The 15,534-nt window shown below is 58.9% G+C and carries 8 protein-coding genes; 5 read left to right on the plus strand and 3 right to left on the minus strand.

The genetic code is table 11. The features are described 5' to 3' along the window. Positions 1-4: 4 nt before the first annotated feature. Together pheA and aroH are read right to left on the minus strand one after the other, a co-directional pair. Entirely contained in the window at positions 5-811 is an 807-nt protein-coding gene (gene pheA / locus ONB52_04265; protein MDZ7415360.1) for a prephenate dehydratase, read from the minus strand. Next, on the minus strand, positions 808-1,182 hold the full coding sequence (aroH, locus tag ONB52_04270; protein MDZ7415361.1) for a chorismate mutase: 375 nt from the start codon (positions 1,180-1,182) through the stop codon (positions 808-810). The genes pheA and aroH overlap by 4 nt, the downstream gene beginning before the upstream one ends. A gap of 1,068 nt (positions 1,183-2,250) precedes the next feature. Between aroH and groES the strand changes: the two genes are divergently transcribed. Next, entirely contained in the window at positions 2,251-2,535 is a 285-nt protein-coding gene (gene groES, locus ONB52_04275) for a co-chaperone GroES (GenBank protein ID MDZ7415362.1), read from the plus strand. A 48-nt stretch (positions 2,536-2,583) separates the two neighbouring features. Continuing rightward, positions 2,584-4,215, plus strand: a complete 1,632-nt coding sequence (groL, locus tag ONB52_04280; GenBank protein MDZ7415363.1) for a chaperonin GroEL — start codon at positions 2,584-2,586, stop codon at positions 4,213-4,215. 332 nt (positions 4,216-4,547) lie between these two features. On the opposite strand, the gene tkt is transcribed toward groL, so the two are convergent. After that, a complete protein-coding gene (tkt, locus tag ONB52_04285; GenBank protein ID MDZ7415364.1) occupies positions 4,548-6,560 on the minus strand; it encodes a transketolase in 2,013 nt (670 codons plus the stop codon). Positions 6,561-7,293: 733 nt separating this feature from the next. Between tkt and ONB52_04290 the strand changes: the two genes are divergently transcribed. The 3 genes from ONB52_04290 (at position 7,294) to ONB52_04300 (ending at position 15,423) form a co-directional block, all read left to right on the plus strand. Further along, positions 7,294-7,704 carry a hypothetical protein gene (locus tag ONB52_04290; GenBank protein ID MDZ7415365.1) on the plus strand — a complete coding sequence of 137 codons (411 nt, stop codon included), beginning with the start codon at positions 7,294-7,296 and terminating at the stop codon, positions 7,702-7,704. Between the two features lie 500 nt (positions 7,705-8,204). Continuing rightward, a complete protein-coding gene (locus tag ONB52_04295; protein MDZ7415366.1) occupies positions 8,205-8,708 on the plus strand; it encodes a hypothetical protein in 504 nt (167 codons plus the stop codon). A 112-nt stretch (positions 8,709-8,820) separates the two neighbouring features. Then, entirely contained in the window at positions 8,821-15,423 is a 6,603-nt protein-coding gene (locus ONB52_04300) for a hypothetical protein (protein ID MDZ7415367.1), read from the plus strand. The last annotated feature ends 111 nt before the right edge of the window (positions 15,424-15,534 follow it).

A 15,534-nucleotide genomic window follows, 5' to 3' on the forward strand; every position in this document is an offset into this window, starting at 1 on the left:
TCCTTTACCCGGCGGGATATGAACCCAGTACTTTGAGAAAGGAACTTTTGCTCAACAAGTTCACGAGGGCGTCGCGGCATGGGGGATCGCTCCAATGTCCTTCAAAGTCGAGATAAAAGACGTAATGCCAGGGCACCCGGCGATCGGGGCGCGATTCGATTTTGGTGAGACTGATGCCGCGGGAAGCAAACTCCCCCAAACAATTGTAGAGCGCGCCCGGGAGGTGACGGGTGGCAAAGACGATGGAAGTTTTCGATTTCTCGGCGCGCGGCGGTTCATCCGGTGCGATGACGAAAAAGCGCGTGAGGTTGTGGGATAAATCCTGGACGTTGCGCGCAAGAACCTCCAGGCCGTACAACCGTGCCGCGGTCTCGCTCGCAATCACCGCTGCCTCTTTGTGCGGGGTCCGGGCCAATTGTTTCGCCGCGCCCGCGGTATCGTAGGCGACAACCGCTTCCCAATGATGTTCGGCAATAAAACGTTCACATTGAGCAAGGGCCTGGGGGTGTGAATGCACCCGTCGAATATCCGCGAGAGTGGTCCCGTTGTTTGCCAAAAGTGCGTGCCGCACGCGAAAGATGACTTCGCGCGCAATTTTGAGATCATGATCCAGCAAGAGATCATAAGACTGGGTGATCGCGCCCGCCGTCGAATTCTCGATCGGCAACATTCCGAGCTCGGCCACGCCGGTCTCCACCGCCTGAAAAATTTCATTGAAAGAGGTGCACGCCCGTGTGGGCGTCTCCGGCCCAAAGGTTTCAAAGATGGCTTCCTGGGAATACGCACCGTTCTCACCCTGAAAAGCAATCATCGTGTTTGTTCCTCGACCCAATCGGAGCGCAAATGTTTTGCCTCGCGCAGGTAAATGTGTCGCAGATCGCTGATCGTCCGCTCCGTTTCGCAGTGCATCATCACCCGAATGCAGCGCGGCACATCTTGCGCGATCCGCGGAGCCTGTGTGTCAAGCAAAGCCACGCAGGTCCACCCCAGCTCACGTGCGGCGCGTGCCGGGAAAGCTGCGTCCAAATCCGGCGTCATGGTGAACCAAACGCTGACAATGTCCGCGACCGTGAGTTGATTGGCTTGAACGATGGCAAGCAGAAGTTCGCGGGTGGCATCCAGGATGGCTTCGCAGGTATTGGCGTTGGCAGTAGTCGCACCACGAATGGCACGAATGGGCATGGCACTCCTTCTGAACACAATAATTCAGTCTGTTTTCATTTCAGGGTGGGCTTGTTCCCCGTCAGACAAGCCGCGTTCTTGCACGTGGGAAAACCGGCAGCGCGCAAATCGGTCACGGGAATCCTTCCTGAGCAGGAACGAAAAAACGGTTCTGCAGTGACCGCTGTTGGTAAATGCATGGTGATGAGGCCAGAAGGCATTTGATCAGATCGCCCGGGAACGTATGCTTTGCATTTTGGAATTCGTGCTGCAGTAAGACCCCCAAAAAATTTGAGCAAGCCATTTTGGGTGAAAAACACTGCCTCTTCCGGACAGGAGATGAACGTTCTCAAAAGGAAATTTTTTTATAAAAAAATGGGAGAAAAGCATGATTCATCTATCAAAGGGTTACCTCAAAAAGCGTTCTCTTGCAATGCCTGTGGTCTGAGTCCGTCACTCGTAACCCATAAAAAAACCGAAAAAGCTTCCATGTTTTCAGCTTGTAATGCATAAAAATAGTAATATTCGTTTATAAATTCAATCACTTTGCATTTGTTAAGAGATTTCTCATAGTTAAATCAAGCAATGTGGCTTTAGACCATTTTGATCTCTGGACAAATAATCACCTTTTAAAAACATCTCCATAAGGCGGAAAAATTTTCCACCTGCTATTGTGAGTGAGATTGACTGGGTTCCTCTGTCTGCTTTTTTGTGCCAGCATGTTAGAAACGGACGATAACTTATAAAAATAACGGTATCGCGATATTTTTCTTGTAGAATGTCAATTTTTTAGCATTATAATTTTCATCATTATGGCTTTGAAAGCAAAAATTAAAATTACACCTTGTGATCAGCAAGCTCTAACCGTCATTTTGATTGGTCTGATTTTGCCTGAAAAACCTTTAAAAAAATTGAAGCCTTATAGAATTTGTCAATTTGTCATACAAGCTGCCAACAATCCTCTTGACATTTAAGATGAGAATTATAAATTGGAGCCAACTTTTAGCACTCATATGAAATGAGTGCTAACAAGTTCGACGAGAAAGTACCGTTCTATTCGGACCTTTTACCTTTCAAGGAGGCAAAGTTATGAATATTAAACCACTGGCTGATCGCGTGGTGATCAAGCCAATTGAGCAGGAAGAGAAGAAAGTCGGCGGTATCATCATTCCCGACACGGCGAAAGAGAAGCCAATGCAAGGAGAGGTAGTGGCTGTTGGACCGGGTAAAATCTCGGATTCGGGCCAGAAGATGGCGATGGAAGTGAAGAAGGGCGACAAGGTTCTGTATGGGAAATACTCCGGCACGGAAGTGACGGTGGATGGTACGGACTATCTGATCATGCGTGAAAGCGACATCCTGGCCATTTTGTAATTTGCTGCAGGAAACTTACGAACTTTGAGATCAAGGAGAACTCGGACTATGGCAAAGATCATCACATACAGCATGGATGCGCGTGCAGCGCTCAAGCGTGGCGTGGACGCGCTCGCCAATGCGGTGAAAGTCACCCTGGGCCCCAAGGGTCGCAACGTTGTCATCGACAAGAAATTCGGCTCACCGACCGTCACCAAAGACGGCGTCACTGTGGCCAAGGAAATCGAGCTGGAAGACCCCATGGAGAACATGGGCGCCCAAATGGTGAAGGAAGTTGCCTCCAAGACCAGTGACAACGCCGGTGATGGCACCACCACCGCCACCGTGCTGGCGCAGGCGATTTTCTCGGAAGGCTTGAAGAACGTCACTGCCGGCGCCAGTCCGATGCACCTGAAGCGCGGCATCGAACAGGCTGTGAAAACGGTGATCGAGGAAGTGAAGAAGATCAGCAAGCCCGTGCCGGGCAAAACCGAAATTGCGCAGGTCGGTGCCATTTCCGCAAACAATGACAAATCCATCGGCGATTTGATCGCGGATGCGATGGAGAAGGTCGGCAAAGACGGCGTGATTACGGTGGAGGAAGCCAAATCCACCGAAACCGAGCTGAAGGTGGTGGAGGGCATGCAGTTCGACCGCGGCTACATCTCCCCGTATTTCGTCACCGATCCCGAGAACATGGAGGCGGTGCTCGAAGATGCGATGATCTTGATCCACGACAAGAAGATCAGCGCGATGAAAGACCTGCTGCCGATTCTGGAGAAGACGGCGCAAATGGGCCGGCCGCTGTTGATCATCGCGGAAGAGGTGGAAGGTGAGGCGCTGGCGACCCTGGTGGTGAACAAGCTGCGCGGCACGCTCAAAGTCGCGGCGGTGAAGGCGCCGGGCTTCGGCGATCGCCGCAAGGCCATGTTGGAAGACATCGCGGTGTTGACTGGCGGCCGGGTGATTTCCGAGGAAGCCGGCTTCAAGCTGGAGAACACCACGCTCTCCGATCTCGGTCGCGCCAAGAAGGTCACCATCGACAAGGACAACACCACCATCGTAGAGGGTGCCGGCAAGACCGAAGATATCAAGGGTCGGATCAACCAGATCAAGAAGCAGATTGAAGTCACCACTTCCGATTATGACAGGGAGAAGCTGCAGGAGCGCCTGGCCAAGCTCGCGGGTGGCGTCGCGGTGTTGCGTGTCGGTGCGGCTACCGAAGTCGAAATGAAGGAGAAGAAGGCGCGCGTGGAGGATGCGCTGCACGCCACCCGCGCGGCAGTCGAGGAAGGCATCGTGCCGGGCGGTGGTGTGGCCCTGGTGCGGGCGATCCCCGCGCTCGAGAAGCTCAAACTCGACAACGCGGATGAGCAAACCGGCGTCAACATCGTCAAGCGTGCCATCGAAGAGCCGATCCGCCAGATCGCTGAAAACGCCGGCTGGGAAGGTTCGATCGTGGTGCAACGCGTGAAGGAGAGCAAGGACGTCAATTTCGGCTTCGATGCTGACAGCGAGCAGTTCACTGATTTGTTCAAGGCGGGTGTGATTGACCCCACCAAAGTGGTGCGCACCGCCCTGGAGAACGCCGCTTCTGTCGCCGGCTTGTTGTTGATGACCGAAGCCACAGTCGTCGAGAAGCCCGAAAAGGAGAAAACCCCGCCGGTGCCTGCGGGTGGCATGGGCGGCGGCATGTATTGATCCCCTGCAGCCCTGCGCCTGCCGGTCAATACCACCCGAAAACAAAAGCCGGTCTCTCTCACGAGAGCCGGCTTTTTTGTTGCAGAGGCAGACCCCGGCATAAAAACACTGCATCATTGTTCCGCCACGGCCGGGTCGTGGCTTTTAAGCGCCCTGCTGTGAAGTTCAAGGCCGGACATGAGCCGTTGCAAATCTCAGAGGGGAAACTGGCATCCCCAGCAGCAGGCCCAGCGCCGTTGTCGGTTCTCCCGCGAGCAGCAGTCACTCCGCACGCACGCCCTTCTTCCCCCGCATGATCGAGTCAATCCTGAAAATCTTGCCCAACATGGCCTTCAAGTCAGCAGCGCCAGCGCGCGCGTCACGATGTTTTCCACGGTGAAACCGTAGGCTTTCATGACCGCCGCCACCGGCGCCGAAGCACCATAGCGGTGGTCAATGGTGACCGTGCTGCCGTGCGGTCCGATATATTTGTGCCAACCGAGGCTGATGCCGCTTTCAACTGCCAGGCGTGCCGTCGCCTCCGGCGGCAGCACCTCCTCACGATAGCTTTGCGGCTGCGCTTCGAACAGCTCCCATGAGGGCATGCTGATCACCCGCACTGCCAGGCCGCGTTCATTCAGTTGTTGCGCCGCCTGCCAGGTGGGCCAGACTTCGCTGCCCGAAGCGATCAGGATAATTCGCGGCGTGCCGATTTTCGACTCCCACAAAATATAGGCTCCGCGCTGCAGGCCGGCGGCGGCGGAGCAGCGCGAACGGTCGAGCGTGGGCACGTCCTGGCGGGTGAGGGCGAGGGCGACCGGTCCTTCGCGGTGCCGAATCGCGAAGCGCCAGGCCTCGGCGGTTTCATTGGCATCACACGGCCGCAGGAAGATCAGTTTCGGAATGGCGCGCAACGCGGCAAAATGCTCGATGGGTTGATGCGTGGGACCGTCTTCGCCCAGGCCGATGCTGTCATGTGTGAAGACATAGATTACCGGCAGCTCGCTGAGGGCCGCCAGACGAATGGCGGGGCGCATGTAGTCGGAGAATACCAGAAATGTGCCGGCATACGGCCGCAGACCCCCGTGCAGGGCAATGCCGTTACAGATGCTGCCCATGGCATGCTCGCGCACGCCAAAGCGCAGATTGCGGCCGGTGCGATGCTCGGGGCCAAAATCTTTTTCCTGAGTGATCAGAGTTTTGGTGCTGGGCGCGAGGTCCGCCGAGCCGCCCAGCAATTCCGGCAGGCGGGCGGCAATGGCATTCAGCACTTTGCCGCTCGCCACCCGTGTGGCCATGCCTTTGGCGTCCGCCGGAAAAATTGGAATGTCCTGGTCCCAGCCGGCAGGCAACTCGCCGGCCATCACGCGCTTGAAGCGCGCCGCCAACTCGGGAAAGGCCTGTTCATACGCCGCAAATTTCTGCCGCCACGCCTCTTCCGCCTCCCGGCCGCGGGCCAAAGCTTTGCGAAAGTGCTGCACCGCGGCCTCGGGCAAATGAAAGGCCTCATTCTCCGGCCAGCCATAAGCACGCTTGGTGAGCACCACTTCCTCCCTGCCCAGCGGTTCCCCGTGCACGGCGGCAGTGTCCTGTTTGTTGGGACTGCCATAGCCGATGTGGGTGCGTACGATGATCAGCGAGGGCTGGTCGGTGTGTGCGCGCGCCCCTGCCAGGGCTTTTTCAAGCGCAGTCAGGTCATTGCCATCCGTCACGGTCTGCACGTGCCAGCCATAGGCGGCAAAACGCAGGGCACGATCTTCCGTGAAAGTGAGGTCGGTGCTGCCCTCGATCGAGATGCGGTTGTCATCGTAGAGATAGATCAGTTTGCCCAGGCGCAGGTGGCCTGCCAGGGACGCCGCCTCCGCAGCCACGCCTTCCATCAGGTCGCCGTCGCTGACAAGGGCATAGGTGTAGTGATTCACGATTTCGAAGCCGGGACGATTGAACACGGCGGCAAGATGGGCTTCGGCAATCGCCATGCCCACGCCATTACCAAAGCCCTGGCCCAGTGGCCCAGTGGTAGTTTCAACGCCGGGCGTAAGACCGTGCTCAGGATGGCCGGGCGTTTTGCTGCCGAGCTGCCGGAAATTTTGCAGGTCGCTGAGCGACACGTCATAGCCGGTGAGATGCAGCAGGCTGTAGAGCAGCATCGAGCCGTGGCCCGCCGAGAGGACAAAGCGGTCACGATCAGGCCAGTGAGGATTGGCGGGGTTGTGCTTGAGGAAACGATCCCACAGCACATAGGCCATGGTGGCAGCGCCCATGGGCAGTCCGGGATGGCCGCTGTTGGCCTTCTGAATCGCGTCAATCGCGAGGGTGCGAATGGTATTGATACAGAGCAGATCGAGCGGGGAAGGATCAGCCATTTCGGTGTCTTTCTCTTTTGGGAAGTGGAGGCGCGGATGCAAATTCTCAAAAAATTGGCGGGAAAATACAAAGCCGCGCTGCCAGATGCAAGCAAAGCCTCTTCGCCACAGCGTCGCGCTCGCCGGGCGGGCTCTGCGCGGGCTTGCCGCCTCGCTTGTCCTGCCGTCACGTCCAACAAATGAAAGGGGGGAGCAAGTGGAGCAGGAAAAGGGTACAGCCAAAGCAGGCCTGTTGCGCGCCGCGCGGCACAAGCGGGCGCCGAAGGCACGGGCTTGGGCACCGGCTGTAACCTGGCGACGGACGAACGCCCCACCGAATCAATTCTGCCGCCAAGAGCAGTCCATTGCGACTGCAACTCATGCAGGAAGTGCGGGACCGGTTTCTGCCCTGCCGTTCCAACACTCACTGACTGCTGCATCGGGGCGCCGCGCTCCGGGATTACTGCCGAGGCGTCAAGTTTTCCCTCCCATGAAAATGGACTCCCACGCAATGGCTTTTTCCCTGGGAGTTCTGCTTTCGTGGTAGGATTTGGGGGGGTGATCTTGACATCGAGGGTTGACTCTCTGCCGTGCTATGAAGGGGTGCAAATTTGATCGCGGCTCTTGTGGTGCGATAAACAATGTGTAAACTCACTATTGCTTTACGATGAAGCAGGCAAACGCCCGAAAAAATTCTTGACTCTCGCAGAGAAACCCCTATCTTTTTGCCGGTATGGAAGCGAGGTGTAGTTTTATGAGAAGAGTGTCAGGGTTCATTTTGCTGGTGTTGACTTGCAGCGCGGCGGCGGTGCTTGCCGGATCTGTGGTGTCGGAATTTCGCGGCGAGCCGGCGCGCAACAAAGTCACGCTGAAATGGACCTCGGAAGCCGAGATCAATCTGAAGGGCTTCGAAATTGAACGCGGGTTGGACGACAAGACCTTTGAGCGCATCGCCGTGGTGGAAGCCAAAGGCAGCGCGACCACTAAGACTGATTATGTCTACGAAGACAACACCGTGTTCAAATCGAGTTTGCGTGTTTACTACTATCGTTTGAAAATCGTCGATCGCGACGGCAGCTTCACCTATTCCAACACCATCAGTGTCAATCCCACCATCTCCAGCGCGCGTGCGACCTGGGGCAGCATCAAGGCGATGTTCCGCTGAGAGAGCTTGCGATCTTCGCAGTGCAAGTCCCGGTGAGAAAGCAGTCATTCAAAAAACCGCCGGGGCAGTGGATTTCGCAGGTCGCTCGGCATTTGCCAGTTTCACAAAAGGCCATGTTCTCATGGCCTTTGTTGTTTGAAGTAGTTCCCACCTCCCTCCCACCGGCAAGATTTCCCCAAGACGATCCTTCGTGTGTTGCGTGCCATTCTGTTGCTTTGTGGTATGAACTTTGTCTGTTTCCTTCCCGCAGCGCTTCGCGACGGCGTGCCACTGGTTGCTTTTGTTGCAGCAGTTGCACCAGGCTGGCGAACCAGCAGTCGTGTGACACGCAAGCATTCAAAAAACAGCACGCCGTCCCAAGGCCGGCCGACCATCATCACCTTGTCATGAGAAGCAAGCAAAAGACGCCTTGTACCAAATTGAAGCAGGCGTCTCCCAACTCGTAATCTTGACCCGTTCCGCCGCACGGCACCTTGAATATCTGCAACAGGAGCGGAAGCATGAAGTGTAAGCTCATCCCGCCAGCCGCAGGATGGCTGGCTTGCTGGAGTTTGATTCTTTTTCTTTCCCCGCCCGCGAACGCGCAAGACCGGCCACACCCCGCATTCCAACTGCGAGCCCTGCAAGCCGCAGCCGGCCAGCCCTCGGTGTATGAATTGTCCTTCACCGCTGCCAGTGCTCTCGCTCCCACTGCTGAGTTCATACTGGAGTTCCCCGCGAGCTTCGATCTCCGCAAGGCCAAAATTGCCGGCTGTGAACAATTGCCGGGCGGGTTCACGGTGACGGCGGCAGCACAGAAGCTGCGCCTCCGGCGCACCGGCCGCGGACCAGCGGTTGCCGCCGGCACCGCGATTACACTGCGGGTGAGCGCGATCGTCAATCCTGACGATCTGTCTGCTGTTCATTTGGTTCGTCTGCAAATACGGCCACAGGCTTCTGCGGCGGTCGTCGATCTGGCGCCACAAGCCATTGCCTTCGAACGCGCGCCGGAAAGGGTCAACTGATCCCTATCACTGCCATGGATTCTGAACAACCTGATTCGTGATGGCGATGTCTCTTTCAACCTTGCACTGCTTCCAGCCATTGTTCCCCTTTGTCTGCCGGCCGCGTGTTGCCGTGCGATTCTTGCGCCGCCTCCCCGTCATCAGTACCATCGCGATTGTGCTGCTGCATGTTACAGAGGTTGTGGGTGGCACGATCTCCAACATTACAGTGACACTCGATGATGCCGCCGCCGGCAACCGCGCCACCTGCACCGTGACCTTCACCCCGCAAAGCGGCTTGCCTGCCGACGGTAAAATCGTGATTACTTTTCCGGCCGGCTTCAGTCTTGCGGGTGTCAGTGTGGCCAGTGGCACCGCCGGCATGAACGGCGGTTTTCTCACGCCCGTCAAAGCCGGCCAGGTGCTGACACTGACCCGTGATGGCTCCGGTGATCCCACTCCGATGGGGGTGGCGACCGGGGTGGTTTTCTCGTTGCTGACCAATCACACCACGGCGGGCAGCTACAGCCTGACGATTGAAACACAAAACAGCGCGGACTTTCGCCTCGACGGCCCGGCCTCCTCGCCGCCGTTTGCGGTCACCGCCGGACCGTTGCAGCGTTTCGAAGTCTCCCCGCCGGCTTCCGCGCCGCAGGCCGGCGATAATTTCACCTTGACCGTAACCGCCAGGGATGGTTTCAACAACAACACCAGTTTCACCGGCACGGTCACGCTGACGGACAATACTGGCACGCTTACGCCCACGACGCTGGAGTTCAGCAATCAATCCCAGCAGTCGACCAGCGTGGCGCGCATTACCAAGGCCCAGGCCGGCATCATCATTCGTGCGACGGGCGGCGGCAAAAGCGGCGAGTCTGCACCCTTCACGGTCAATCCCGGCAGCGCCACTCAAATTGTGGTAGCACCACTGGCCGCCACCCAGACGGCAGGGGTGGCGTTTTTGCTCACCGCCACGGCACAGGACCAGTTCTCCAACACCGTCACCGGTTTCAACGGAACAGCCGAGATCACACCCAGCACGGGAACGCTCTCGCCGACGACGGGCACCTTCGTGAACGGTGTACTGAATCAAAGCCTCGCCTTCCAAGCGGTGGGCACAGGCAATGCCAGCATCACCGTGCAGAGCGGCACACTTTCCGGGGTTTCCAATGCCGTGCAGGTGCTGGCCGGCGATGCCGCCGGTGCCATCACGCTGACGGCGGACCCGCCGAAGCTGCCGGCCAATGGGTTGAAGACCACCACGATTCAATCGACGGTGATCACGGATGCCTTTGGCAATCCCGTGGGAGCGGGCAGGCTGTTTACCGTCTCGGTGAGCGACCCCAATCTAGGCGAGATCGTCGGCAGTGATGCGGATCCTGCTTCCCCTTCGTTTCAGGTGGCCACCACCGCCGCCAGTACACTCTCGTTCGCATTCCGTGCGAAGACCACCGGCGGGACGGCGACGATTTATGTCGCCGGCGGCGCCAATGGCGCGGCCAGTGGCAGTGTGGCGGTCAGCGTCAATCAGCTTCGCATTCTGAGTGTGACCTCGGATCGTGACACGATTTCGACCGATCAGGAGAATTTGGCGGTGAAGATGGTGGTGCAGAACCTGGGCCGTGATCCGGTGCAACTGATCTCTGCCAGCTTGTTGTTTGGCGGCCAGACCCAGGGTTTCCAGGTGCAGTTGAAAACGCCGCTGCCCGCCATCATTCCCGGCAATCTGCAAACCGTGACGCTGGAATTCTCGGTCAAGGCCAAGGATCGCACCGGCATCATCACGCTCGACGGTTCGGTGGTGGGCACGGTGGTGGATGTGGGTGACATTCGCGATGACAACGCGGATCCACCGCTGGATCAGTGGGTGGCGCAAAAGGCGCCGGAGCTGAGTTTCATCAGCGGCTCCCTCAGCCCGCTGACCGTCACGCGCGGCAATGCCTATCAATTCAGTGTGACCGTGCGCAACACTGGCGATGCCGCCGTCAATTTGATTCCCAACGAAACGAAGTTTGAATTCGGCGGGCTTTATCTCGCACTGCTGGATGCCAACCAAACCACGCGCATTCCGGGCAACAGCTTCACCAAGCTCACCTTCCAGCGCCAGACCGTGGCCAATCAGCTTCTGGGCAACTACACGCCCACGCTCACCATTCGCGGCACCCAAAATGGCTCGCTCTTCTCGCCGGCCCCGCTGCGCACCGATAATCTGCTGGTGCAGGACGCGGCGGAATTGGAAATCGTGAGCGTGGTGCCCAGCCAAAACACCGTGACCCAGGGCATGGGAAAGGACTGGACCATCACCATGGCTCTGCGCAACAACGGCAGTGCCGACATGGGTTTGGACAACACAACTTTTGAAATTCAGGTCAACGGCGTCACGGCAAGCGATTATGACGTGGTGCGACCGACGGCCTTTCGCAATTCCGGGGACAACATCCTGCGCAAGGACAGCACGGATTATCTCGAATTTAAAATTCGCCGCACCGGCAGTGCGCGCGGCATCGCGCTGGTGTTTGCCACCGTCACCACCCGCATCGGCGACACCCGCTTCGAAGCCAGCACCAACGGCACGCAGGGCAGCTTTGTGGTGCAGTCCCCGGCGAAATTGCGCATCGCGTTGCAGCCCTCGCAGACCACGGTGACGCAACGCCAGACACAGGATTGGCGCGTGACCATGACGGTCGAGAATTCCGGCGAAAGCGACGTGCACGTGTTGTTCAAGGGTGCTCCTCCGAGCATCAGTTTTGCACGGCCGAATGGTTTTGCAATTGTTCCGCCCGCCAGTCTGGAAGGCGCGCCGGGCGACAGCACGGTGAAGGGTGGCACCACCCGCCGCCTGGATTTCATCATCGCCACCACCGGCACCGCCTCCGGCGGCAATCAGATCAGTGGCGTGCTCACGGCGCGTGAAGTGAACAGTGACAGCATCATCATCGACGATACCCGGGATGCCGGCGGCACCTCCGTCACCATGCAGACGCCGGCGGTGGCGGCGATCGATTCCACCGTGCTCGCCGGGGTGTTCCACGGCAACCGTCTGAACACCGGCCAGCCGTTTCAGGTGCGGGTGGTCCTGCGCGCCACGCCCGCCAATGAAGAGGCATTGGACAGCGTACGGGTGAAGTTGGTCAGCGACGGCGCCTCGAGTATTGCGACGGATACCATCACTCTCAAGAACCCCAATCGCGTGGCGGTGTTTGAAGTGGTGGCCGGGCCGACGGCAACCGCCCGCGAGCAGTTGACCGCCACGATCACCGCGGCCTTTGCCGCCAATACCAAGTCGCAGGCGACGATCAATCCTGCCGTGGATGATACCGCGCTGATTGCCATCGACCGGCCGGCGGCATTGCGGCTGCTGGGAGTCAGCACCTCGCTGCGCAACAAGAAAATTGCCGCCAATTCCACCGAGTCCTGGCGCGTCTCTGTTGCGCTGGCCGCGGACGCCAACGCGGCCGACGTCCAGCTCGACCCGCCGCAACCCCTGAGCCTCACCATCAACAATGAAGTCAAAACTGATTACGTGGTCGAGACGCCCACGGCCTTGAAGAGTGGCGGGTTGTTGTTGCGCAGCGGCCAAGTGGATACGCTCGAGTATCGCATCAGCCGCGTGGGTCGGGATGGCGGCGATTTGGCCATTCGCGCGAGCGTGAGCGGCCGGGATGTGAACGACCGGCGGCAACTGACGGTGACCGGCAGCGACACGGTGCAGGTCATCTCGTTGACCCGCGTGCGCATCGCCAAAACCATCATCAGCAGCCAGCCGGACGGCGGGGTGGGGGCCGTCAATACCAATCAGAGTTTTTCCCTCAATGTGGACGTCAACAACATCGGTTTCGAAAGGCTGGACAGCGTCTGGGTGACCCTCAGGGCCTTGCGGCAGGCCACGCCGCGGCAGCAACAGCTTCGCCTCGGCCCGATTGACAATGGCAGCACCGGCACCGCCGTGTTCGTGGTTACGGCACCCGCCACCCCCACGCCCGACGGCGAGCTGGAGTCGTTCGAAGCCACCATTGATTCCGCCTTCACGCCGACGACGCGGGCGCGCATCGCTGCCGCTTTTGATTCGACGGCGGCAGTGCGCGTGCACACCCCGGCGAATCTGCAACTGCTTGCCAGTTTGCCCGCCGTGCCCAACCGGCAATTGACCGTCGGCCAGACTTTCACCCTGCGCGCCGTGGTCAGCAATCTCGGCCAGGCCCCTTTCGATGACAGCGGCCGGCTGCAGATCGTGCCGCCGCTGCCGGCCGGCTACGCGATTCTGGACAACGCGCCGCGGCCCTTCCGCGACGGTGTGCCGGTGGAATGGCAAATCACCGCGCCGAATTTCGCCTCGGCGCAGGACACTTTGCTGGTGGAGATCGTCGCTCTGCCGCGCGACCTCAATGACGGCACCCTGGCGGATGCCGCCACGCGCACCGTCATGGTCATTGTGGATGTCAATGCCTCGACACTGGCACTCACGTCGCTGGCGATCAGCGAACCCGCCGGCGCGCGCGATCGCATTGTTTCCACCGAGCAGGAATTCACCGTGACCGCGAAAGTGGCGGCCAGCCCCAACCTGAGTGAGGTGAATGGCGAAATCACCCTGCCCACGGGCTACAGCTTCCTGGCGAACGAACCGAGTCGCAAAACGGTGAATGGTGATTCGGTGGGCTGGCGTCTGAAGGCGCCGGTGGGCAGCCACAGCACGCCGCGTGAGATCACCGTGCGACTCACGGCGAAAAACTCCAAAGGGGAGGTCGAAGCACCGGTGGCGGGCACGCTGACCGTGCAGGCCGAGCCGCGCGCCCTGCTCGAGCTCACGCCGGAAATTTATTCGCCGGCGAGCGCCCGCTCCGGCAAGGTTGCGGTTGGGCAAAGTTTCATTTTGCGCGCCACCCTGCGCAACCTGGGCGCGCCCACCTCCTCTCTCGCCAGGGTGACATTGCAGGTGGGTGAAACCGGGCTGCAGTTGCAACAGCCGGCCGAGCAGGAACTGGTGATCGATGAAGAGACACGCGTGGGTTACGTGGAATGGCAGGCCACCGCGCCTGCGCTGCCGACTGCGAGCCGGGAATTGACGTTCACTGTCACACACGTGCCGGTCGACCTCAATGCCGGCGAGCAGGCACCCATGCGCAACAACGGCATTGCAAATTTGTCGATCGAGACGCTGGATCGCGGCACGATCGCACTCACTGCTTTTCGCATCTTCGCGCCTGCCGGTGCGCAAGACCGCAGCTTGAGCACCGAGCAGCGCTTCACGCTCGCGGCCAGGGCGGAGTGGGTGCGCGCCACCAACATCACGGCACGGTTGCTGTTGCCGGAGGGTGGCGGCTTCGTGCCGGAGGATCAACTCGTCAAGCTCGTGAGTGGTGCGCCCGGCCAGGAATTTTACTGGGATCTCACCGCCCCCGCCAGCACATTGGACAGCGCGATGTTCAAGATCATTCTCACCGCCAACGATGAAAGCGATCAATCTGTCACTCTCGGCCCGGAAATCGACTCTTTGAAGATTCGAGTGGTGAAGCGCGCCAATCTGCTGTTCAGCACCAAAATCACCAGCCCGGAAACCGCCACCGACGGCGTGGTAAGCGTGGGGCAATCGTTTCAGGTTGCCGCGCTGCTCGAAAATTTGGGAGAGGCGGAGATAACCGGGGTGGACAGTGTGGAGATTCGTTTGCCGGCAAATTATCAGCTCGATCCTGCCATCGACACTTCTTTCGTGAAACGAACCAGCCTGGTCCAAGGCATGCGCGTGGCGACCTGGCAAATCCTGGCGCCCCTCGAACCGGCCGGCACGCAGGACATTGCCATCACCCTGCTCGATCCGCCCGACGATGCCAACACTGGTGCGGATGCGCAAGTGGTGGATCAAGATCTGCGGCAGCGCATCAACATTGCCACGGAAGCACGCAAGCTGATTGTCACCAGCGTCCCCTTGACACGCCGGCCGCCGGTGGCGCGCGGCGAAACCAACGTGCCGGTGATGCAGCTCCGTCTGAGTGATCCCGGTGCCAGCCAGAACAGCAGCGACATACTGCTGACCGGTCTGCGTTTTTACGTTCGCAACCGCCAGGGCAGGCATATGGCACCGGGCCTGTTGTTCAAGGCCTTGCGCCTCATTGATGAAGATCTCCCCGGCAAACTTTATGGTGAAATTCAACTGACGCCGGCGGATCAAAGCAATCCGGTGCAATTACCCCTGCTGGTGGATTCGGTTGCCGTCGGCTTTGACCGGACGCCGCGCCTGACATTGCGCGCCGATCTCGTGGCGGCCGATACTGCCGACGCCTTTCTTTTCGCTTTCGATGAGAGCACGGATTTGAATGCCATCGACCGGGACTCACGGCTGCCGGTGCAGGTGGTCGACGACAACAATCGCAGCGGCGCCGCCTTTCAGATCAATTCCGCGCTGTCGGTGTTGTTCGATCCCGATGCCGGCACTTTTTACAACTATCCCAATCCCTTCCGGCCGCCGGAAACCAACGATCACAGTCAGGGCACGCACTTCATTTACAATCTCACGCAGGATTCGGAGGTGGAGATCAAAATTTTCACCCTGTTGGGAGAGCTGGTGTGGGAGCGCAAGTTCGGCGCGAACACACCGCAAGGCCGGCGCGGTGCGCACGTCGATGATGTCTTTTGGAATGGTTTCAACGACCGTGGACGCAAGGTGTTGAATGGCGTTTATTTGGCGGTAATCAAAACCCACGCCGGCACGGCGCGCACCAAAGTCGTGGTGATTAAATAAAGTCGCTCCAAGGCCTGCATTTTGGGCGCACGGCAGCGATTTACCCCTCGATGTGAATACTACAACGTTAAGTTCTGAAATCCGCTCCGCAACCCCAAACTGTCATTCCGA

The organism is candidate division KSB1 bacterium (assembly GCA_034506255.1).
Classification (GTDB): Bacteria; Zhuqueibacterota; Zhuqueibacteria; order Zhuqueibacterales; family Zhuqueibacteraceae; genus Coneutiohabitans; species Coneutiohabitans thermophilus.

Bases quoted from the DNA above. Each gene is read 5' to 3' on its own strand.
- pheA (MDZ7415360.1), bottom strand. From the start codon at position 811: ATGATTGCTTTTCAGGGTGAGAACGGTGCGTATTCCCAGGAAGCCATC.
- aroH (MDZ7415361.1), bottom strand. From the start codon at position 1,182: ATGCCCATTCGTGCCATTCGTGGTGCGACTACTGCCAACGCCAATACC.
- groES (MDZ7415362.1), top strand. From the start codon at position 2,251: ATGAATATTAAACCACTGGCTGATCGCGTGGTGATCAAGCCAATTGAG.
- groL (MDZ7415363.1), top strand. From the start codon at position 2,584: ATGGCAAAGATCATCACATACAGCATGGATGCGCGTGCAGCGCTCAAG.
- tkt (MDZ7415364.1), bottom strand. From the start codon at position 6,560: ATGGCTGATCCTTCCCCGCTCGATCTGCTCTGTATCAATACCATTCGC.
- ONB52_04290 (MDZ7415365.1), top strand. From the start codon at position 7,294: ATGAGAAGAGTGTCAGGGTTCATTTTGCTGGTGTTGACTTGCAGCGCG.
- ONB52_04295 (MDZ7415366.1), top strand. From the start codon at position 8,205: ATGAAGTGTAAGCTCATCCCGCCAGCCGCAGGATGGCTGGCTTGCTGG.